The following is a 21,948-nucleotide window of genomic DNA, read 5'->3' as shown; positions in this document are numbered from 1 at the left end:
CATGGGAAATCGAGAACAACTGATCCAGCGCAGCATTCCGTTTCTCCGGGAAGTCAAGGACATGACGCCCGGCGCCGAGATGGAGCGTTGGCTCAACGAAAAGTATGGAGAGGAGAGCTCGCTCTATCAGGAACTGGCTCGCCTGATCAAGATCGGCGTCGACGAAGGCTGGGCAGCGAACCAGGAGGTGGACGGCCCGAATTACCGGCGCAGCCGCATTCTCGAACCGACGGCCGAAACGTTTCAGTTCAGCATCACTGCCGTCTACATGAACAGCGCCGATCCGCACCGCTTCAAGGATGAGGACGATCATGACGTCCTGCGCGGGCAGTATCACGGCCATCCCTACGGCGAGCTCAACCTTGTGGTGCCCTTGAACAAAGGCGCCGAGCTGAAGGGATTGCAGGGCTGGCAGGGGCCCGGCTGGACAGCGCCTGATCCTGGGAGCCGCCACTATCCCGAGGTCAGGGGCGGGGCGGTCATCGCATTGTTTTATCTTCCCGCTGGTCGCATTTCCTACGACTTCAAAGCACCAGCCTGATTGCTGATCGAGCTACGCCAGGTGGCGCCGCCGCTGTTGGAGCAAGCATATGACGTCGATCTATCCGGCCGCTTCGAAGCGCATCCATCCCGCGCTGTTGTCTCCCGCCTACAGGAGTTCGATCAAGCGCGCGCCCTCGAGGCCGCTGATCCCGATCCGGCAAACGCTCTCCGAACTGATCGGCCCGGTCTACGGCCATGAGACCGTGCGTGAGAAGGACAACGACCTCACCATCCAGCACAAGGGCGAGCCACTGGGTGAACGCATCATCGTGCACGGTCATGTGCTCGACGAGGACGGCCGCGGCGTGCCGAACACGCTGGTTGAATTGTGGCAGGCCAATGCCTGCGGCCGCTACATCCATGTCGTCGATCAGCACCCGGCGCCGCTCGATCCGAACTTCACCGGCGCCGGCCGCGCGCAGACCGATGCGAGCGGCTATTACAGGTTCATCACGATCAAGCCCGGCGCCTATCCTTGGGGCAATCACCACAACGCTTGGCGCCCGGCCCACATCCATTTCTCGGTGTTCGGCCATGCCTTCATCTCGCGCCTGGTGACGCAGATGTATTTTCCGGGCGATCCCTTGTTTCCGTTCGACCCGATCTTCAACTCGGTGACGGATGAGAAGGCGCGCGCGCGGATGATCTCGTCGTTCGATCTCGAGAACACCCAGCCGGAATGGGCGCTGTGCTACCGCTTCAACATTGTCCTGCGCGGCAGGAACGCGACGCCGATGGAGAATAGACAGTGAGCGAGCAGCGGCCGGACGGCATCACGCCATCGCAGACGGTCGGCCCGTATTTCAAATACGGCCTGACGCCGAACGGCGAGTACGCCTGGAACGATGCCTTCACCAACAACCTGATCACGCCGGATGTTTCCGGCGAGCGCATCCGCGTCGAAGGCACGGTGTTCGACGGCGAAGGCGTGCCGGTGCCGGACTGCATGCTGGAGATCTGGCAGGCCGACGCGCAGGGCCGCTTCTCCGACCCGCAGGATGCCCGCGCGTTGCCCAACAGTGCGTTCAAGGGCTTTGGCCGGGTCGGCACCGATGCCAGCGGTGGCTATTCCTTCGACACCATCAAGCCGGGGCAGGTGCCCGATCCGGACGGCACGCCGCAGGCGCCGCACATCCTGCTCGCGGTGTATGCGCGCGGCATGCTGCTGCATCTCTACACGCGGATTTATTTCGACGACGAGGCGGCCAACGCCGCCGATCCCGTGCTGGCGCTGGTGCCGGCCGATCGCCGCGCGACGCTGATCGCCAGGCACAAGGCCGGCGCAGCCAATCCGAGCTACGTGCTCGACATTCACCTGCAGGGCGACAACGAGACAGCGTTCTTCGATGTTTAACGATTGCGACTAGATATTTTCCACGAGCACGCCCGCTGGATGACAGCGATCAGCACTGTTCGACGGAAAGCCGATGACGGTCCATCAAGCGATACCTTGAGCCGGATGTCGTGGGTGTTGCGCAGGTTTGTCAGGTGCGCTGGGCGATCCAATAGCCTGCGCAGCGCCCCTTGCCCGAATGGCCGCTCCAGGTTCCACGACCTGATGGACCAACGAGCCTACCGGATCCGGAAGCATATTTCTCATGGACGGTGACGGAGGCGCGAACTGCGCCAGATCGAGCCACGCGCCCTCTGAAGTTTACCAGATTCGGATGGGTCACGATCCCGTTGATGATGTTGACGGCGAAGCTGTACGTCGGATCACAAGGGCCGTGTTGTGTGACGAACACGAGAACCCAACGGCCATCATAGGCAGACCTTGCATCGGCACTGGTAACGAGGAGCGATCCCATTGCGGCGATTACGGCTGCATGCAGAAGCCGTTTCATGACATTCTCTCCGAAGGTTATTCTGGTAATAGCGTGAACTTCACAATTGCGAAGCATTCGAGGTCCCATTAGCGCCTTATGCTGATTCTGAAGGTGTAGGCTGGCCGCCGTAGGCGGTTCGATAAAATTCCGCCAAGCCAAGTCACTATGCTGTTACAGCAGGTAGCGGCGATCTTGCACGCCGCATTCTCGTGGAGCCGCGGCAGAGAAATGCGCCAGTAGGGCAAATCAATCCCTAAAGGCCTGTCGGCTGAGCGCGTCGCCGCGCAACTGCTGCCATTGAGTGAGGCCGTGTCGTGCACCAACATGTCTATCGAACGTCAGACGTGCAGCGTGCTCATTTGCAAACTGCAATCGTTTCACTTCCGTGAACGTTCGGTAGCGTGCAAATGCTGATGTTGATGCGATCGGTGCAACATCGATCGGATGTTTGCTTTGGCCGTGCCCGTTCCGGAGTGATCAATGAGCCATAAGACCAACAGCAAGCTTGGCCGCCGCGGATTTCTGCAAGGAATCGCAGCGGTTACAGGAGCCGTTTCTCTATCATCGGCCTCGGTCGCGGGCGCGGACGATACGGACGTCGTTCGTTCCGGTGGAGCGAGCGAGCCGGGAAGTCTGCCCGCGCCGGAAGCCGGCTATCAATCCCTTGGTCCCGATGAAGCCGGTTTCGTTGAGGCGCTGGTCAATGTGATGTGTCCGGCCGACCATCTCACGCCGAGCGGCGTCGACTGCGGACTTGCGGTCTATATCGATCGTCAGCTCGCCGGCGGTTTCGGAAAGGGCGAACGTCTCTATAAGCATGGACCCTGGAAGCCGGGTAAACCGCAACACGGCTATCAGTTGCCGCTAACCCCTGAACAGTTCTTCAAGCTCGGTCTCGCCGCCGCCAACAAGGCGGCGCAGCGGAAATTCAGCAGAGACTTCACCGAACTAAGCCCGGACGAGGCCGACGCATTCTTGCAGGATCTCGCCGCCGGCAAGATCGAGGACGCGGATCTGCCGCTGGCGTCCTGGTTCAACGAACTGGTGTACCCCCTTTTCGTGCAGGCTTGTTTCGCTGATCCGATCTATGGCGGCAACGTGGGCAAGGCGTTCTGGCGCATGATTGGCTATCCCGGTCTGCCGGCGGTGCATGCGGATGACATGGTGCAGTTTCGCGGCAAGCCATATCCCGCGGCGCAGGATCCGAAAGCGATCGGCGATTTCGGCTGAGGATGGATTCGATGGTCAAAACGTTGAAATCGCGAACGGTCGTGATCTGCGGCGGCGGCTTTACCGCAGGCTTGATCTCGCGTCAGCTTACCGCAAAGGGGATCGACGTTCTCGTTCTGGAGCGTGGCGGCGATCACACGGGTGCGGCGGAAGCCAAGCTGCCAAATCAGCGGGACGAGCTGCGATGGGACGTCCATGAGGGGCTGGTCCAGGACTGGTCGATCGAGACTTATTCGTTGCGCCACGGAAGCAGCGAAGACGCGCTTCCGATTCGGCGCATGGAAGCCTTTCTTCCCGGCGAAGGAATGGGCGGCGCCGGCAATCACTGGAATGGCCAGACCTGGCGTTGGGCCGAATATGATCCGATCCTGCGGACGCGGCTCGAATACAGGTACGGCAAGAACGCCATTCCGCCGGAACTAACGGTACAGGACTGGGGCGTTACCTACGCCGAGCTCGAGCCGTATCACGCGTTATGGGAAAAATTGTTCGGCATTTCCGGGAAGGCCGGAAATATCCGCGGCCAGATCCAGCCAGGCGGAAATCCATTTGAGGCGCCGCGCGAGGACGAATATCCTCAGCCGCCATTGCCGCCGACCGAGGCCGGATTGATTTTTGCGAAAGCCGCCGAGAGCCTCGGCCACAAGCCATTCCCCATGGCGGCGGCAAATTCGCCCAATCCCTACACCAACCCTGACGGCATGCAACTCGGCCAATGCCAGTTCTGCGGCCACTGCGAGCGCTTCATTTGCGAGGCCAACGCCAAGGCAAGCCCCCAGGTCTTGCTGTATCCGATGCTGCTCAAACGGCCTGGGTTCGAGCTCAGGCTTCATTCGCATGTCACCAGGATTGACTACGACCACCAAGCAAAGCGGGTCCGCGGCGTCCGCTATATCGATCTGCTCAGCGGCGAGGAGTACCTGCAGCCAGCCGATATCGTCGTTCTCGCGTCGTTTACGATGTCGAACACGAGGCAACTGCTCTTGTCAGGCATCGGAACGCCCTACGATCCGAAGACCAGCACTGGCGTCGTCGGCAAGAATTTTTGTCATCAGACGATGTCAGGCGTCAACGTTCATTTTAGGGATCGCTGGATCAATCCGTTCTTCGCCTCCGGTGCTTCGCAAACCTGCATCGATGAGTTCAACGGAGACAATTTCGATCATGGCGGTCTCGGCTTCTTCGGCGGGGGATACATCTATTCAAACATCACCAGCGGCCGTCCCATCACCAAGCGCATCTTGCCTCCTGGCACCCCGCAATGGGGAAGCAAATGGAAGCAAGCAAACGCGGACTGGTACTCGCATAGCTTCAACATCTACGTCCACGGAAGCTGGTACCCGCATCGCGAGAACTATCTCGACCTCGACCCGACATATCAGGACGCGTACGGTCAGCCGCTGCTGCGAATGACATTCGACATCCGCGAAAATGAGCTGCGCATGTCGGATTATCTCACGAAGAAGGCCCTTGATGTCGCGCGCGCCAGCGGTGCTACGATCGTAGGGACGCCATCGCCGCGGAAGGGACCCTACGATTCGCGACTTTACCAGACAACGCATGTGACCGGAGGCACCATCATGGGCGCCGACCCTCGCACGAGTGTGGTATCGCCGCATCTTCAGCACTGGGACGCGCAGAATCTGTTTGTCGTGGGCGCCTCGGTTTATCCCTTCAACGCCGGATACAACCCGACGGGACCGCTCGGCGCGCTGGCGCTTCGGCTTGGCGATGATCTCGTTCGCTACGCGCAGCGTCCGCAGAACCTCTAATAACTCGCCTTAGCAACTGAGAGAACCAGTCATGCGTACCGTCCACCAAATAATTGCTATCGGAGGTTTATTGTTGACGGTGTCGGCGCCGATTAACAGCGCGAATGCAGCCGGAGACGCGACAAAGGGCGAGCTGGTTTTCGCGAAATGTGCGCCCTGCCATGCAAAGGACAAGAGCAATCGGATGGGGCCAGGGTTGCTCGGAGTCTTGGGACGGCACGCGGGTTCGCTGCCGGGATTCCATTATAGCCGGGCGATGAAGGCGGCCAGCATCGTTTGGGATGACAAATCGCTCGACGCTTTCATTGCGGCGCCTCAGAAGGCTGTTCCGGGCACGGTGATGCCGTTCGCCGGAATTGCGGATCAGCAGCAGCGAACCGATCTTATCGCCTATCTTGAGACGCTGAAATGAATACCATGGCTGCAATGATCGGAAACGCTGATCTGGCTAGATTGTCCCGATGATCGCGGGTGCTAGTCGTCGCCCCAACCTGCTGACCGAGAGAGGACAACGATTCCATGAAGAAGAAGATCGGACTTGCGCTTGCAGTTCTCTTGGCGGTGACCATGCTTCAACCACGCCCGTCGATGGCTCAGCTTCTGGATAAGAAGGTTCTCAGCTTGGCGACCGCAGAACGGATTGTAGCCGCCGCAAGAGCGGAGGCCGAACGCAATCAACTCGCCGGCGTAATTGCCGTCGTCGACGATGGCGGCTGGCCGATCCTATTGGTGCGGATGGACAACGCAGCCTATGTTGCGAGTGTGGAGCTGGCGCCAGGGAAGGCGCGAACCGCAGCGCTCTTCAAGAAGCCCACCGAAGCGTTGGAGGACGCCATAAATCATGGCCGCTTCGCGGCGGTGACGGCGCGTGATTTTACAGAGATGAAAGGTGGGCTTCCGATCGTGGTCGATGGGCAGGTCATTGGCGGCATCGGCGCGAGCTTCGACACTCCCGATCATGATGTCCAGATCGCGAAAGCCGGACTAGCGGCACTGAAGCGTTAGTTGAGCGTCTCTCATTTCTCCGCGAACAAACAAGTATGAACGATGTTTGGGTGTCTTGGTGGAGATCATTTTGGCGAGAGATGGCGTCGAATGTGCAAACGTTAAGTATCGGCGGGTACGTCCTGGTCGGCATCCTATTGATGTTGCTGGCCGCTGTGATCGTTCTTGCCATCATGGGATGGTCATCGGCCGCCGGGACAGCTGTTCCTGCATTCGGATATATGGCGATGGCAATCGGGATACTGTTGTCTCTCGTGTTTGGCATCGGATTAATGGCTCTTCTCTTTTACAGCAGCCGCTCGGGCTACGATGAGCCTGCCAGGATCGTTCCGTCCGATACTGACGAAGATCCCGAGTCTCGGACGCGAGATTGATCATTGGTTGTGCGTAGGCTGGTCGCACTCCCGTGATCGCAGGGGCGATCGCCGCATTCACGTATCTTGAAGTATTCCCTTCATCTCACATGGCGGCAATCAACTTGTTGCGCGCGGATGGTGACTGCGTTCACTGGCGCGATCGAGTTGCACATGGGGTCGAGCCGATGCGGTACGTGCACAGTGATACTGCGACCTTTTCAATTCTGCCGAGAGGTCCGTACACCCACTTAGCTACATGGGCTGAGCGGCCGCGCCCCCCGCATCCACAGTCACCAATCGATAGAGCTGTGAAGAGACCAGGCGCGCGTTCAGAGGCCAGTCTTCAGCCTTGAACCACAGGACACAAAATCGTGGATCGCGTTTCTCGTCGCAAAATGCTGGCAGCGACCGCCGCCGGAGGTCTTCTCACGACAACCGCTATCGCGCAGGCTCAATCCGCAGACGCAGTCCCGCAGCCCCAGCTGCCAGGTCGCGGCGGCACCGATCATGGCCCTCGTGATCTGACGCGGGACCGGCAAAACCCGGATATGCTCGTGCCGCCCTCGACCGATCACGGCAGCTTGCCGAACCTGCGTTTCTCGTTTTCCGATGCGCATATGTGGCTCGAGACAGGCGGCTGGACCCGCCAGGTGACGCGGTGCGAACTCGGCGTTGCGACGGCCCTTGCCGGCGTGAACATGCGGCTCAATGCCGGCGGCGTGCGCGAGATGCATTGGCACAAGGCTTCCGAATGGGCCTATATGCTCTACGGCACGGCCCGCATTACGGCCGTCGACGCCAATGGGCGTTACTTCGTCGATGACGTGGGTGCCGGCGACCTCTGGTTCTTCCCTTCCGGAGTCCCGCATTCCATCCAGGCCTCGGTCCGGACGGCTGCGAATTTCTCCTCGTCTTCGACGATGGTGATTTCGATGAAGACAACACCTTCATGATCGCCGATTGGCTCAAGCGCACGCCGAACGAGGTGCTCGGCAAGAATTTTGGGGTGCCGGCGTCGTTGTTCGACCACACCCCAGATGAAAGCCAGCGCTACATCTTCCCGGCTCCCTTGCCGGGCCCGCTCAGCGGGGACAGCATTCCGGGCGCCACGCCCGTGTCGCACAGCTTCAGTTTCCGGCTGATGGCACAGGATCCCATCAAGACATCGGGCGGCACGGTGCGGATCAGCGATTCCTCCGTGTTTCCGGTCAACACCACGACGGCAGCGGCACTGGTCGAGGTCAATCCGGGCGGTCTGCGCGAGCTGCACTGGCATCCGAATGGAGACGAGTGGCTCTATGTCATCGAGGGGCAAGCGCGCATGGGCGTATTTGCGGGGCAGGGCCAGGCGCGCACCTTCGACCTGCGAGCCGGCGATGTCGGTTACGTGCCGGTCGCGATGGGCCATTATCTGGAGAACACAGGCGCTGGCCCGTTGCGTTTCCTCGAGACATTCAAGAGTCCTTACTTTGTCGACTTCTCTTTGGACACGTGGATGGCATTGACTCCGTCGCCGCTGGTGGATGCACATCTGAACCTGGATCGAGAAGTGATGGATAACCTACGCAAGACGAAGGCACCGGTCGTTCCGCACTAAGGTCGATCGTCGTCGGGCGGGATCATTGGGGACGCCGGCTGTCGATTGAAGGACGACGAGCCCGCATGGACTCTGTCGATGTGAAGTCAACATGCTGGCGAACTAACTGCAAATGCAATCAGGGCCGTAACAAGGTGGCCCTTCGATGCGGATCACACCCGTTTTACTGGACGGCATTGTACTTATCTTACCAAGAAGATATAGGAGTGAGAACCTCTTCGCGAGCCGTGCGGTACCGCGTCGCGCGGAGGTGTTTCGGAGGAGTCTCGCTCGTCCGGCATCACGATCCCAATGGGGAGTTGAGAGATATGATCGTGCATGAGACGGTGGCGCCGGTTGCGCTGAGAGCCGCCGAAATTGCCGATCTTGCGAACCGGGTGACAGGACCGGTGTTGATGCCCGGTGACGTCGGCTACCAAGCCGAATGCGCCACCTTCAACCTCATGAGCCCAGTGCGACCGGCTGTCGCCGTCGGCGTGGCCAGCGTAGGCGACGTGCAGGCTGCGGTGAGGTTCGCCGCGGAACGCGACATGCCGATAACTGTCCTCGCCACCGGGCATCAGATGGTCCGCTCAGCCGCGGGCGCGGTGCTGGTCAACATGTCCCGGATGAATGCGATTCGCATAGACCCTGCCCAACGAGTCGCCCGCGCCGAAGGTGGCACGCGCTGGCGCGAGGTCCTTAATGAGGCCGACAAGCATGGGCTCGCTTCGGCCAGCGGCAGCTCGCCGACCGTGGGCGTCGTCGGCTACCACCTCGGCGGCGGGGCGAGCCCGATCCTGGGCCGCAGGTATGGCTACGCCGCCGACCACATACAGGCGATCGAGATTGTCACCGCGGATGGCGGGCTGCGCTGGGTCACGGCTTCTTCAGAGCCGGATCTGTTCTGGGCGCTGCGCGGCGGCAAAGGCAACTTCGGCGTCGTCACCGCTCTGGAATTCAGGCTCTTTCCGGTCAAGCGCTTCTACGGCGGCGGCCTCTTCTTTGCCGGTGAACACGCCGCAAAGGTGCTGCACACCTGGCGAGAGTGGCTGGTCGACCTGCCGACGGATACGAGTTCTTCCGTCGCCTTCTTGCGCCGGTCTCCGCTGCCGGAGGTGCCGGAATTCCTACGGGGAACGTTCGTCATGCACCTACGATTTTCCTCGCTCCGAGCGCCGGAAGAAGCCGAACGGGTGCTCGCGCCAATGCGCAAGATCGCACCCACGGTGATGGATACGATCGCCGAGCTACCCTACCGCGAGGCCGGCTCGTTATTCTTGGACCCACCTACGCCCGTTCCGTGGGTCGAGCGTGCGGCAATGCTGCGGGACCTCCCCAGCGAAGCTGTTGACGCGATGCTCTCCGTGCTCGGCACTAACTCGGACACGCGGCTGGGATTTGTCGAACTGCGGCTCCTCGGTGGCGCGCTCGGACGACCGCCTGCGGTACCGGACGCAGTGCCCGGTCGGAGCGGACGCTGGTCGCTCTTCGCCTCCGGTGGCGGCCGCCCCGACTTAGCCCCGGTCTTGCAAGAACAGCTAATCGCCCTGCTCGACGCGATGCGCCCGTGGGTGCAGGACGAGATAGTCCCCAACCTGCTCAGCGCCCATCAGGGCACGACCCCCGAGAACCTACGCGCCATATACGGCCGCGAACGCTACGACCGCCTGGTCGCGATCAAGAGGCAATACGACCCGCGAAACCTGTTCCGCATGAACCACAACATCGTAGACGTCGCGCGCGCCGAAAATGATGCGCAAAGAGCGAGTAGTGACATGGCATTGTAGCCGCCAGCCGACGCTGGTGCGCCGGTGAAGATCTGATGACTCCTGGACTCAGCTATCTCGATTTCCAGAAAGCACGAATATCGCTCGATCGGTTCCACCAAATTTGCCCCACCGGCGTGTTCGATTTGAGATCAATCGTCCATCGAGTGAACGGCCTTCCTTCTCGCTTTACTCAAATTGTCGCAGTGGTGGCCTTGCGGCTGGCCAGCAGAGGTTCGGACATCGAAACCGGCGGTAGTTGTCCCCCAGCGTTCGTTGCAGGGATCGCGCTGAAGTCGGCTGGCACGACCATAATGACACCAAGGTCCAATTGAGCCGTGGATCTCGATCGCTCTAGTCTCACACTCGGATCGAAGCCCCTACGCTCCGAGCGTCGGTGTGCAGCTATGATTTCCGAAGCTGTGCTGGCCTTTGCGCCGGGTGCGACGACCAGCAGGAAGCGCAGAAGGGTCTATCCGTGCCAAATCCGTTGGCAAGCTACCAGAAGGGTCAGAGTGAACCGCAGGCTGAACTGTGCTGTGAAGCCTGAAGCTGTCATCATCGCGGTGTACCCATGACAATGTCCCTCAATAGAGTCGATCTGAATCTCTTGCGCGTTTTCGACGCGGTTATGGAAGAACGGAGCGTGTTGCGGGCGAGTCAGAAGATGTGCCTCAGTCAGTCTGCCGTTAGCCACGCTCTGGCCCGGCTCAGAGAGATGTTGAACGACGAATTGTTTATACGCACGCCAACTGGAATGCAGCCAACGGCGCGGGCCCTTTCGATGGCTCCGCTGATACGCGAAGCATGGAAATCCCTCGAAGCTGCGATCGAGTTGCCAATATTCGAGCCACGAAATTCGGCGAGGCGGTTCACCATAGCGCTGAGCGACTTCATAACAATGATTATGGTCCCTGACCTCCTTCATCTGCTGAGGCGAGAGGCGCCGCTGATTGATTTGATCGTTCGGCCCGACAGCCGGATAGATCTCACCGAGCAAATCGATCTCGGGCTGATTGATGCAGCAATCGGAACTTTCTCTGATGTGCCTGCGCGTTTTTGCTTGAGCTCGCTTTTTGCGTATGATGACGTTCTTATTGTCAACTCCTCACGAAAGTTCGGAAGGCTTTCGCTCGAAACGCTTTCAAGTCTTTCCATCGCGGCGGTCTCGCTGCACGGCGAGCATGAAGGGGTTGTGGACGGCTTTGTATCGGAGCGCGGATTGGCTCGGCGATCGGAAATGTATGATCGAGCTGCTCTGGAAGAGGCGTTTTCGGGATCCGAGCGAAGCCCTCGCATGCGGATTTTGCTGCCGCACTTTCTTGCACTTCCCTCTCTGCTTGAGCATACGGGCCTGACTGCGATCGTGCCGCGACCACTCGCCACTTCGCTGGCACGTATGCACCCGCTGTCGATCTATGAATTGCCTTACGAAACCACCCCTGTAGACGTTGGCATTCTGTGGCATGAGCGGACTGCAGGTGATGCGCCACAAGAATGGCTGCGCGAAATGGTTAGGCGCTCCACCGAACCTCTGCGCGTTGGTCTGGCCGAATTCTCACCACCGATTCGATCCAATTCGGCGGCTCCGTGTCTCCGCGTTGCAGAGGGCGTGTAGGACAGATCGTCCGTTACGCCTCATTCTCAGCGCTTCCCAGCTTTGCGAAAATCTGCTCCTGATCGAACCGGCGAGACCTCAGCCCGACAAGCAAGCGTTGCAATTCGCATTTCCCGCGCATCGTCGATGCATTTGGCAAACCAACACCAAAGTACGATAGCCTTTTGTCGCCAAGGCACCCTATACGTGTGGAACGGCACGGGTGCATCCATTGTCCGGCTCCCGCCTGGTCGAGTGTCGCGCGTTCGCCAGCGCGAGCTGAGGCTTGCAGCGGCAATCTCATTCGGCGCTGCCGCCTTAACACGCGCAATCAAGGGAAGAGTTAGAAAAATTCGAGAGCGGCATCGTCTGTCAAATAAAGCGGATGGCCAACCGTCGGTCGGATCGATGCTTGGGAATGGCATACAGAGTCACCAAACGATGCCGAGGATTGGCCGTCTTGCGATAACTGCGAGAGACATGGTAATTCATGCCACAAGAACGCTTTCGGCTTCACCGGCGGCATCCTGCGGAAGAACCCGGGCTTTCGACGACCGGAAAACGTTGGGCGTGAACTTCACGAACCGCGAGCGGAGCGGACCGCGTTATGCTAGGCGGCAGCCCATGGTACTCAGTGCCGAATATTCTGTTGAATCAGGAGCGCGTCTTCAGCGCTGTATCGATGATCTCAACAAGATCCTCGCTCTCCCTGCCACGGACCAGGATGGCTCCTCATCACGACCGCTTTCTGATCTGCTGGACGTGCTTCTTGTCATGCTCCAGCTTGAGTTCGTCTACGCGCGGTGCAGTGAATCCGCCGGCACCGCGCCGATCGAAATAGTGCGGACGGCGCAACAGCGAGACAAATCGCTCGGGCCGCCGGAGATCGGGAATGTTCTGGACGGCTCGTTGGGGTCCGATCTGCAGAAATGGCCGTCGCATGCAAAAATTGCCATTTGTGGCATCGACATGTCGATCGTACTGTTGAAATTGGGGCCGCAGGCTGACTTCGGAGTGTTGGTCGCTGCGTCTCGGCGGACTGATTTTCCCGACGACACAGAGAGGCTTCGTCTCAGTGTTGCGGCGAGGCACGCGGTGATCGGCTTACAACAGGCGCGCCTCTTGGACGAACGGAAGCAGGCCGCGAACGTCATCGATCAGCAAGTTGCACAACGAACCGAAGAGCTTGCTGCCAGCAACGAAGACCTGAGAAGGAAGATTGAAGAGCGCAAGCGAGAGGTGGAAGCGTTGCGCGTACGCGAAATCGATATTCAATTGGTCGTGGACGCCATCCCGGCTCCCCTCGCCATTATGACCGCGGATGGCGAGGTCGAGGCCGTCAATCGGCCTGTTCTGGAATATTTTGGGAGTTCCGTTGAGGAATTGAAGCGTTGGAGCGCGACTGACGCAGTTCATCCTGAAGACCTCGCACCCACTATCAACGCCTGGAGGCAGGCTGTCGAAACCGGAAATCGGTACGAAGTCGAAAGTCGCCACCGCCGCAGCGATGGCGTCTATCGCTGGTTCCACGTCCGCGGCTTTCCGCTGCGGGACAACAACGGGCGCATCGTGCGGTGGTGCGTATTGCAGATCGATATCGAAGATCGCAAGCGCGCTGAGGAGGCGTTGCGGGCCAGCGAGCGCGATCTCAATCTGATCATCAACACGATACCTGCGCTCGTGTGGTCGGCCAGTTCGGACGGCTCTGCCGAATATTTCAATCAGCACTATCAGGATTACGTGGGCTTCGGCTTGGAACAGGCCCAAGGTTGGGGGTGGACTGCCGCGATTCATCCTGACGATCGGAACGGTGTCGCGCATGCGTGGCAATCGATCATGGCGTCGCGGCAGGCGGGAGAGAAGGAAGCGCGGTTACGCCGTTTCGATGGTACCTATCGATGGTTCTTGTTCCGGGTCAACCCGCTACGCGATAGTTCCGGCAACGTTATCAAATGGTTCGGAATCAACACTGATATTGAGGACCGCAAGCGTACTGAGGAAAAGCTACGCGATACGCAGGGGAAGCTCGCGCATATGGCGCGCGTCATGACGATGGGAGAGCTTACGGCGTCTATAGCGCACGAGATCAACCAGCCGTTGTCGGGCATCGTCACCAATGCCAGCACCTGCCTGCGTATGCTGGCCGCGGATCCTCCAAACGTCGCTGGCGCTCGGGAAACTGTGCGGCGCACGATTCGGGACGGCAACCGGGCATCGGAGATTGTAGCGCGATTGCGCGCGCTCTTTAACAGGAACGCGCCTGTAACGGGCCCAGTCGACCTGAACGAGGCGACTCGCGAAGTGATTACGCTATCGCTGAACAGACTTCACCGGGATGGTATTGTTTTGCGGACGGAACTCACCGAAGACCTTCCGCTTGTCACGGGCGATCGGATTCAGCTTCAGCAGGTGATCTTGAATCTACTCCAAAATGCCATGGATGCGATGAGCACGATCGATGATCGATCGAGAGAACTTATAATCCAGACAGCACAAGACGAAATCGATTGTGTCCGCCTGAGTATGCAAGATTCGGGACCTGGTTTTGACTTCGAAGCGATAGAGAGGCTGTTCGACGCGTTCTACACGACTAAGCAAGGCGGGATGGGAATTGGACTATCCGTCAGTCGCTCGATAATCGAGAACCACCATGGGTGCCTGTGGGCGACATTGAACGATGGCCCGGGGGCTACGTTTTCGTTTTCTATACCTCGGGTCTCCGAGGGTGTGACCAGCGTCCGCGGTCCTGACGCCAAAGGGACGCTCGACGGAAACGGCGTCACGAGGAATGTATGATGGTGGCGCTTTCACTTGTGTCCGTCGTCGATGACGATGAATCCGTGCGCGAGTCGTTGCCCGACCTGCTGAGGGAGTTCGGCTACGCGGCTCAGGCGTTTTCGTCCGCGGAAGAATTCCTGGCGTCGGACTATGTAGGTCAAACAAGCTGTCTGATCCTCGACATCGCCATGCCGGGCATGACAGGTCCGGAACTTCAAAAGGAACTAGTACGTCTCAGTCACCAAATTCCCATAGTGTTCATTACTGCACACGGAGACGAACTGACGCGTCCGCGCATGCTGGAGCAAGGTGCCGTGGAGTGCCTCTCCAAGCCATTCAGCGACGCGGCTTTGCTCGAAGCACTCAACGCCGCCCTCGGGACGAGTTGACCGACAGGGCCCTTGCACTTCAAAATGGGGGCGCTAACGATGAAGTCGGTGGTGGAGGGCAGACTCGCTATGTCGCACGACAATGCGATCGTTTTCGTTGTCGACGATGACATCTCCGTAAGAGAGTCGCTTGAGTTGCTGATCCGCAACGCGGGTTGGAAGCCGGAGACATTCGAATCCGCACGGGAGTTCCTCTCGCGCCCGCGTGTATTCGTTCCTAACTGCCTGGTCCTGGATGTTCGCCTTCCGGGGCTCAATGGCCTCGAATTGCAGAAGCAGGTGAGCGTCGACCGGCCTGACATGCCGATCATCTTTATCACTGGTTACGGCGACGTGCCGATGACGGTGCAGGCGATGAAGGCGGGCGCTGTTGAATTCCTCACCAAACCCTTCAGCGACACGACGCTGCTTGACGCCATACATCACGCCATCGAGAGGAGCGGCGCCGCGCTTCGGATCGAGGCGGAGATGCAAGCGCTGCGGGACCGCTATCTCTTGCTCAGTCGCCGTGAACGGGAAGTGATGGCTCTGATCGTTTGCGGTCTCTTGAACAAACAGGTCGCCGGCAGACTCGGCATCAGCGAGATAACGGTCAAAGCGCATCGTGGCCAAGTGATGCGCAAGATGAATGTCACTTCCTTCGCGGAATTGGTGAACGTTGCGGCGAAGCTCGACCTTGCACATGCGCAAGGGCCGCAACGCGAGGCTCTCTGATCAGTCCAGAAGTCGAGATGTATTTTCAAATAGCCGTATGGTTGCAATGAAGTATGATTGCAATCGAATGGCGTAGTGCATCATGCTCATCTGGCGACTGAAGAGGCTTCACTTCCGTAAGCGCTCGAGATCTTACAGCTTAGCGGCAGCGAGGTGGCTTTTTGGGTTAACTCGCATGATCAAGCCGAATGCCCAGGAACCGGCACCTTAGGTCCAAAATAGTAACCGGCTTCGCTCCCGCGGTGCCCTACCTCTGGCCTTGCTCCTGAGATCAAGAGAACGCCATGCCAGCCGCCCTCTACGCACTTGCTACTGCGACCTTTGCGATTGGTATGACTGAGTTCGTTGTTGTGGGTCTTCTTCCAGGCATTGCAGCCGATCTAGGCGTGTCAATTTCTGCCGCGGGCCTTCTCGTCAGCTTCTACGCGCTGTCGATCACACTTGGCACGCCAGTCGTTTCTGCACTTACTGGCGCACTCCCGCGGCGTGGATTGGCGATCGGTCTTATGGTGATCTTCACGGTCTGCAATCTGTCGGCGGCCTTAGCTCCCAATTACAGCGCGCTGCTGCTGTCACGCATCGTGATGGCTGTTGCTCACGGAGTCTTCTTCGGCGTAGGGGCGGCATGTGCGACGTCCCTTGCTTCCAAATCGCGGGGCGGTAGCGCAGTTGCGGTGATGATGGGCGGGCTTACGGTTGCCATGGTCATTGGCGTGCCGATCGGGTCGTGGATCGGCCAACTATTCAACTGGCGGACGCCGTTTCTCGTTATCACCGCTCTCGGAACGGTCGCAGTGTTTGGTCTGCTTTGGCTTCTGCCGCGCGAGATCACTTATAATCAGCCTGCGCCGTTCGCCGCGCAACTGAGCCTTCTCGGAAATCGACGTCTGGCGACCATGTACCTGCTGACTGCGGTCGGGTTCGGCAGCACTTTTGTGGTCTTCACGTTCTTGTCGCCGTTGCTGACTGAGGTCACCGGCGTGCCGGAGGAGAGCGTCAACATCGCATTGTTGCTTTTTGGTGCAGCGACCGTCGCCGGAAATCTGGCCGGCGGAAAGCTGAGCGATTTTGCCGGTACGCGCAACGCGATGATGGTCTTGCTGTGCGGGCTGATTGTCTCTTTCTTCCTGCTTCTATTGGCGATCCACAATGAGGTCGCGACGTTCGCGGTGATCGCGATCTGGGGGGCGTTTGCATTCGCCATCCCTCCGGTGATGCAGGCTGGAGTTGTCGCGACCGCGCGGGAAGTGGCTCCGGATGCGCTTGGGACCGCGTCGGGCTTCAATATTGCAGCGTTCAATCTCGGAATATCAGGCGGGTCTTTCATTGGGGGACAGCTCTTGGAAGGGCCGGGGCTGTTGATGACGCCTTACGCTTCAATCGCGATGGCGATCATCGCACTACTGATCACTACGGTTGCGCTCCACCGGCAGCCGGTCACCGCATGACAAAGACCCAACTAGGAGGAGTGACAATGCAGGACAGCGAGAGTCAGGCGAATAATATGACGCGGCGTGGCGCTATGACAATTGCCGGAGCAACGATTGCCACCGCCACGATTCCGACGGCGGGGACTGTTTTGGCTCAGTCCGCACAAGGAATCGCGGCGCCGTCGGAGGAGACGCGAAGTGCGTCTACGGTCGGCAACTCCGTTAAGCTGATGCACAAGCGTGTCAAAACGAATGGCGTAACCCTTCACTACGTCACGGTTGGCCGCGGGCCGGTGGTTCTGTGCATGCATGGTTGGCCGCAAAACCACCGCGAGTTCCTTCCGGTTATGGAACGGCTTGCCGACAGCTTTACGTTCATCGCCCCGGATCTTCGAGGATACGCCGACAGCGACAAGCCCTATGATGGCTATGAGCCGAAGACCATCGCGCAAGATATGATCGGCTTACTGGATGCGGAGAACGTTACGCGCTTTCACATTCTTAGCCATGATCTGGGCGGCCCACCTTCGGTGGCGCTGGCATACTTGGCGTCAAACCGAGCTTGGTCGTTAGCCACCATCGAAACCCCATTCTTCGGACTAAGCTTTCCCGGTTATGTGGACCCTCGTGTAACCTATTGGCATCTCGGAATGCACATGAACATGGATGTTACGAGGTTTTTGGTCGAAGGGCGTGAAGAGCAATATCTTCGGCATTTTTTCCGAGATTTTGCGTATAATCCGGACGGTCTTTCCGAGGAAGAAGTCCAGTTCTATGTCATGCAAATGCGGCAGCCGGGTAACCTTCGGGCCAGCTTGAATCATTACGGCTACATTCCGCAGATGGCCGACCAGACGAAGGAGCTGACGCGCAGCAAGCTTGCCGTACCAATGTTGGCATGGGCTGGTCGGAGATCCTTTGGTGATCATTGCATCAATTCGGCAAAGGCGATCGCCAGCAACGCAGAAGGTGGTGTCATCGAGGAATGCGGGCATTGGGTTTTTGAAGAGAAGCCGGATTTCATTGTTGGTCAGTTGAGCCAATTTTGGCAGCGACACAGCTGATCGGATGTATATGGTGATCGCAATGGAGGCTGCTTGATGGAAGTGGCCTCCGTCATTGTGGGTTGAAACAGGTCAGGCGTGGCGCGATACGGGAAGCGCTACGTCTGAATGCGTGATACTTGTATAATCGCATCTCTGGCCGACTTGGAGATAGGCGGGCATGCGCGGTGCAGCGAGGCCATTAGCCTTGGGGCTTGAATTACTCGGCTTTGCCATGCTCCTATCTGGCCCAATAGCGGCGCAGTCGATCGCGAGCGGAAATTCCGCCACTCACGCTCCAGCCCTCGTCGCAAGCCAGGCGGGTGCATCGCAATCCCAGTCTGTTCCCTGGTTGCTCGGTGACTGGAACGGTGCCCGAACTCAGCTCCAGAATCTCGGCATCGATTTTCAGTTCTCGTACACTAGCGAATTTGCCTACAACGCGACAGGCGGCGTCAGAAGCACCGGTACATATACCGATCAATACACGGCAGGAGCAACTTTGGATCTCGACCGCCTCTTCGGCGTTCGAGATGCGACCTTTCAGGCGACGTTTACCGAACGCACCGGCCACAATCTGAGCGAAGATGCGGGGCTCCGGACCTTGCAACTGGTCCAGGAGGTGTTCGGACGGGGACAGACGGCTCGCCTCACGCAGTTCTGGTTCGATCAGAAGTATCTTAATGGCGCGGTCGACTGGAAAGTGGGACGCATGACCTTCGGGGAGGACTTCGCATCATTCTCATGCGACTTCCAGAACCTGACGTTCTGCGGTGCGCCTCCAGGCAATATCCTCGGTGACTACATCCTCAACTGGCCAGTGAGCGGATGGGCAACCAGATTAAGGTTCAATTTCTCCGGATTCGGATATTTCCAGGTCGGCGTCTATGACGTGAATCCGAAATATCTGGGTCTGCGCGCCGCGGTCGTTCCGGCGTTCTTCTCGGGATCTACGGGGGCCATGATTCCAGTGGAATTGGCGTGGCTTCCAAATTTCGGTGGCAAGCTGCCTGGAAGTTACAAGGTCGGGGCCTGGTACGACACGTCCACCGCGAACGACGTCGTCAGCGACATCAACGGAAATCCGTTTGCAGTCACTGGCCTGCCACCGATCGCGGGCCGCGGGCGCTTCGGTGGCTATATCAGCATTTCCCAGCAGCTCACGCCGTTGTCTGCTCCGAATTCCAAGAGTGGCTTGAGTGCCTTTCTCAATGCAACCATAGCAGACGATCGGACATCGAGAACAGATGCTCAGGTTGCCGGTGGCTTGATGTATACCGGTCTCTTCCGGTCGCGTCCCAACGATGATATCGCCTTCGCCGTGGGAATGACGCATGTAAATAGCCGCGTGGCCGATGCCCAGATTTTGCAGAATGAGATAGGCCTCGGTCCCGTCCCGGTCCAGGGAAGCGAGTATGTCATGGAGCTGTACTACACTTTCCGCCCGACGAGCGGTCTGCTGTTTCGTCCGAACGTCCAGCATGTCATCCATCCCGGCGGTATCAGTCAGAACAAGGACGCCTTGATCTTTGGATTGAAGACCTCGGCGAGTTTCTGAGTCTCTTGGCCAGTCTTGGGTCGAATTAGCTTTCGGGCCAGCTGAGCAAAAATGCACGTACAATTCGCCGAAGATCATTCCTCGTCGCTCCGGCATTCGCCTGGACTGCCATGCCTTGAACCGTCAAACCGACAAGCTGCGCCGCATCTTCGGCCGTCATGCCGGCAGGCAGCGGCCCTGAATCCTTCACAGCTTCAAGTCTCTGCCGCAGCAGGCGGCTGAACCGCGCGCGGTTTTGGATGAGTTCTTTGCGAATAGGTTCGTTTTCCGGTGAACACGCAAGCGCGGCGCCTGTCTCAAGACAGCCCGGCGGGGTATTCGGTCCGGTGTGGAGATCGACCGTACCGAACAGGAGGCGTTCCACGATTCGTCGAGGTGTTGGTTCGTCCAATGCATTCTGGCGAAATCCAAGGTGTTCGGAGTAATAGTACTCAACGACCCGGCGGAACAAATCCGCCTTGCTGCCGAATGCGGCGTACGGCTTGATTTCGTCAGGCCCGTCGCGTCGAGTAGATCGTTCAATGAGGCGCCTTCGTAGCCTTGGCGCCAGAACACCCGCAGCGCTCTGCCGAGGATCTCGGTCTCATCAAACCCTCGGGGGCGTGCCATGTCACACCGTTCCGTCCATCACTTAGATGTGAACTGACCGGTCCATAATGTCAAGAGGAAGCCCGTTGATGTAGGACCGATCGGTCCTGTATTCAAGGTTATGCCGTTCATTCACGGTATTCGTGCGAACCAGCAAGAAGTTGCGAGGGCTGAACCGCACGTTGATTGTGTTGCGAAACCGAAAACGACCTCGCGATTTGCCCATGACGGTACCGCTCAACAAGCTCGATCTGAACCTCTTGCGCGTCTTCGACGCGGTCATGGAGGAACGGAGCGTATTGCGGGCCAGTCAGCGGATGTGCCTCAGTCAATCTGCCGTGAGCCACGCTCTTGCGCGACTGAGGGTCATACTGGATGATGATCTGTTCGTCCGCACGGCGACCGGAATGCAGCCAACGGCTCGCGCGCTTGCGATGGCGCCGCTGATCCGCGAGGCATGGAAGTCACTGGAGGCAGCCATCGGCCTGCCGAAATTCGAGCCACGAAGTTCGACTAGGCGGTTCACCATAGCGGTGAGCGACTTCGTAACCACGGTTTTGATGCCTAACCTCCTTGGCTTGCTGGGACGCGAGGCGCCTTTTGTCGATCTCGTCATCCGTTCTGACTGCAGTATCGACTTGACTGGACAAATCGATCTCGGTCAGATTGATGCCGCGATTGGTCCGTTTTCTGATGTGCCGGCGCGTTTCCGCTCGAGTTCGCTGTTCGCATACGACGATGTGCTTATCGCCAGCTCCTCACGCGAGCTCGGCGATCTGTCGCTCGAGAAGCTTTCTAGCCTTTCTATCGCCGTCGTCTCGCAGCACGGCGAGCACGACGGCGTTGTCAATGGCTACGTATACGAGCGTGGATTGGCACGACGATCAGAAATGTACGACCGGGCTGCGCTCGAGCGTGCCTTTTCCGGGTCGATGCGCGGCCCACGCATAGCGCTATCGCTGCCGCATTTCCTGGCGCTTCCCTCGCTGGTTGAGGACACCGATTTGGCAGCTATCGTACCGCGACCCCTCGCCAGGTCGCTCGCTCGTGCGCGTCGGTTATCGACATACGAACTGCCATACAGACCGGGGTTGGTGGACGTCAGCGTGGTCTGGCACGAACGCAACGCCGATGATGCTCCGCAGGAATGGCTGCGGGAACTGTTGAGACGGGCCGGTGAGCCGCTGTGCGGCTGTCTGGCAGAACTCGAGCGCGCAGCTCGATTCACGTCAACTCCTTTCCTTCCGCGCATTGTTATCAGGCCTTGCCTCGTGCCCCAGGATGCGGACTGACGAATTCGATCATTGTCATCATCTCGCAGCAAATGCCCGTTGCGAGACGATACAGGCGATGAGCGAATAGTCCTCGCGTTTCTCGTTTGGCGCGTCTGGGCGCGACGTTCGCTTTTGTATTGGCCGCTAGGGCAGCTCTTTAACATCCAGGACGCCTAATGACGGTAATCGGCTGAGATCGGTGCCTGTCATAGCGCATGCCACGACGTAGAAGGGTGGAATTGCAGCGTATTCATCTGGCGCGTGAAATAGTTTCACTTCCGCGAGCGGACCAGACCGAACAGATAAGGTGTGTGAGACCGACGAGTTGCGCACTCGCCACCGATGATCGAAGGACCACGCGTCATGCAAAAATCGATCCTGCCCGGCGCTACCTCGGCAATGCTTGGCAGGCGTCGCGAGGGCTGCCCAATGCGGGGCAGCGCTTTGCGTCCGGTACAGCTCGCCATATCCCGAAATACGATCCGCATCCTTCAAACCCA

19 protein-coding genes and 1 pseudogene are annotated in these 21,948 nt (G+C 58.9%); 18 read left to right on the top strand and 2 right to left on the bottom strand.

The features are described from left to right. Window position 1: 1 nt before the first annotated feature. Genes ACZIRK_RS17315 through pcaG form a run of 3 tightly spaced genes read left to right on the top strand, consistent with a single transcriptional unit; the run spans window position 2 to window position 1,897 of the window. Complete coding sequence (locus ACZIRK_RS17315) at window positions 2-541, top strand: 4-hydroxylaminobenzoate lyase (protein ID WP_130225150.1); 540 nt, start codon at window positions 2-4, stop codon at window positions 539-541. 49 nt (window positions 542-590) lie between these two features. Further along, on the top strand, window positions 591-1,295 hold the full coding sequence (pcaH, locus tag ACZIRK_RS17310; protein WP_130225151.1) for a protocatechuate 3,4-dioxygenase subunit beta: 705 nt from the start codon (window positions 591-593) through the stop codon (window positions 1,293-1,295). After that, window positions 1,292-1,897 carry a protocatechuate 3,4-dioxygenase subunit alpha gene (gene pcaG, locus ACZIRK_RS17305; RefSeq protein WP_130225152.1) on the top strand — a complete coding sequence of 202 codons (606 nt, stop codon included), beginning with the start codon at window positions 1,292-1,294 and terminating at the stop codon, window positions 1,895-1,897. Before pcaH ends, pcaG begins: the two co-directional genes overlap by 4 nt. A gap of 130 nt (window positions 1,898-2,027) precedes the next feature. On the opposite strand, the gene ACZIRK_RS17300 is transcribed toward pcaG, so the two are convergent. Further along, window positions 2,028-2,387 (bottom strand): hypothetical protein, encoded by a 360-nt coding sequence (locus ACZIRK_RS17300; RefSeq protein ID WP_130225153.1) that lies wholly within the window; start codon window positions 2,385-2,387, stop codon window positions 2,028-2,030. 462 nt (window positions 2,388-2,849) lie between these two features. Between ACZIRK_RS17300 and ACZIRK_RS17295 the strand changes: the two genes are divergently transcribed. The 14 genes and pseudogenes from ACZIRK_RS17295 (at window position 2,850) to ACZIRK_RS17230 (ending at window position 19,586) form a co-directional block, all read left to right on the top strand. Beyond that, window positions 2,850-3,599 carry a gluconate 2-dehydrogenase subunit 3 family protein gene (locus tag ACZIRK_RS17295; protein ID WP_130225154.1) on the top strand — a complete coding sequence of 250 codons (750 nt, stop codon included), beginning with the start codon at window positions 2,850-2,852 and terminating at the stop codon, window positions 3,597-3,599. Between the two features lie 11 nt (window positions 3,600-3,610). Continuing rightward, window positions 3,611-5,371, top strand: a complete 1,761-nt coding sequence (locus ACZIRK_RS17290; protein ID WP_130225155.1) for a GMC family oxidoreductase — start codon at window positions 3,611-3,613, stop codon at window positions 5,369-5,371. 31 nt (window positions 5,372-5,402) lie between these two features. After that, entirely contained in the window at window positions 5,403-5,783 is a 381-nt protein-coding gene (locus tag ACZIRK_RS17285; RefSeq protein WP_130225156.1) for a c-type cytochrome, read from the top strand. A gap of 107 nt (window positions 5,784-5,890) precedes the next feature. Further along, the gene (locus tag ACZIRK_RS17280; RefSeq protein WP_463327785.1) at window positions 5,891-6,376 is read left to right on the top strand and encodes a GlcG/HbpS family heme-binding protein; all 486 of its coding nucleotides are present in this window, start codon (window positions 5,891-5,893) and stop codon (window positions 6,374-6,376) included. An 80-nt stretch (window positions 6,377-6,456) separates the two neighbouring features. After that, the gene (locus ACZIRK_RS17275; RefSeq protein ID WP_130225158.1) at window positions 6,457-6,750 is read left to right on the top strand and encodes a hypothetical protein; all 294 of its coding nucleotides are present in this window, start codon (window positions 6,457-6,459) and stop codon (window positions 6,748-6,750) included. 377 nt (window positions 6,751-7,127) lie between these two features. Next, window positions 7,128-8,329 (top strand): annotated as a pseudogene (locus ACZIRK_RS17270) (cupin domain-containing protein). Between the two features lie 308 nt (window positions 8,330-8,637). Then, the gene (locus ACZIRK_RS17265; protein WP_130225159.1) at window positions 8,638-10,098 is read left to right on the top strand and encodes an FAD-binding oxidoreductase; all 1,461 of its coding nucleotides are present in this window, start codon (window positions 8,638-8,640) and stop codon (window positions 10,096-10,098) included. 553 nt (window positions 10,099-10,651) lie between these two features. Further along, a complete protein-coding gene (locus ACZIRK_RS17260; RefSeq protein WP_130225160.1) occupies window positions 10,652-11,695 on the top strand; it encodes a LysR family transcriptional regulator in 1,044 nt (347 codons plus the stop codon). Between the two features lie 603 nt (window positions 11,696-12,298). Next, on the top strand, window positions 12,299-14,470 hold the full coding sequence (locus ACZIRK_RS17255) for a PAS domain-containing sensor histidine kinase (protein ID WP_165435146.1): 2,172 nt from the start codon (window positions 12,299-12,301) through the stop codon (window positions 14,468-14,470). Beyond that, window positions 14,467-14,841, top strand: a complete 375-nt coding sequence (locus ACZIRK_RS17250; protein WP_130225162.1) for a response regulator transcription factor — start codon at window positions 14,467-14,469, stop codon at window positions 14,839-14,841. Before ACZIRK_RS17255 ends, ACZIRK_RS17250 begins: the two co-directional genes overlap by 4 nt. A gap of 69 nt (window positions 14,842-14,910) precedes the next feature. Further along, on the top strand, window positions 14,911-15,555 hold the full coding sequence (locus tag ACZIRK_RS17245) for a response regulator transcription factor (protein ID WP_130225163.1): 645 nt from the start codon (window positions 14,911-14,913) through the stop codon (window positions 15,553-15,555). Between the two features lie 284 nt (window positions 15,556-15,839). After that, entirely contained in the window at window positions 15,840-17,003 is a 1,164-nt protein-coding gene (locus ACZIRK_RS17240) for an MFS transporter (RefSeq protein WP_463327784.1), read from the top strand. Between the two features lie 26 nt (window positions 17,004-17,029). Continuing rightward, window positions 17,030-18,049 (top strand): alpha/beta fold hydrolase, encoded by a 1,020-nt coding sequence (locus ACZIRK_RS17235; protein ID WP_165435147.1) that lies wholly within the window; start codon window positions 17,030-17,032, stop codon window positions 18,047-18,049. 160 nt (window positions 18,050-18,209) lie between these two features. Further along, window positions 18,210-19,586, top strand: a complete 1,377-nt coding sequence (locus ACZIRK_RS17230; protein ID WP_207230992.1) for a carbohydrate porin — start codon at window positions 18,210-18,212, stop codon at window positions 19,584-19,586. A 25-nt stretch (window positions 19,587-19,611) separates the two neighbouring features. Here the strand turns inward: ACZIRK_RS17230 and ACZIRK_RS17225 are convergent, their stop codons facing one another. Beyond that, window positions 19,612-20,037, bottom strand: coding sequence for a TetR/AcrR family transcriptional regulator (locus ACZIRK_RS17225; protein WP_463327783.1), 426 nt, complete (start codon window positions 20,035-20,037; stop codon window positions 19,612-19,614). Window positions 20,038-20,398: 361 nt separating this feature from the next. Between ACZIRK_RS17225 and ACZIRK_RS17220 the strand changes: the two genes are divergently transcribed. Next, window positions 20,399-21,466: a LysR family transcriptional regulator gene (locus ACZIRK_RS17220; RefSeq protein WP_130225166.1), complete on the top strand. Its 1,068-nt coding sequence runs from the start codon at window positions 20,399-20,401 to the stop codon at window positions 21,464-21,466. The last annotated feature ends 482 nt before the right edge of the window (window positions 21,467-21,948 follow it).

This window comes from Bradyrhizobium sp. Leo114 (assembly GCF_055229415.2).
This window is presented reverse-complemented; position numbering and strand designations above follow the sequence as displayed.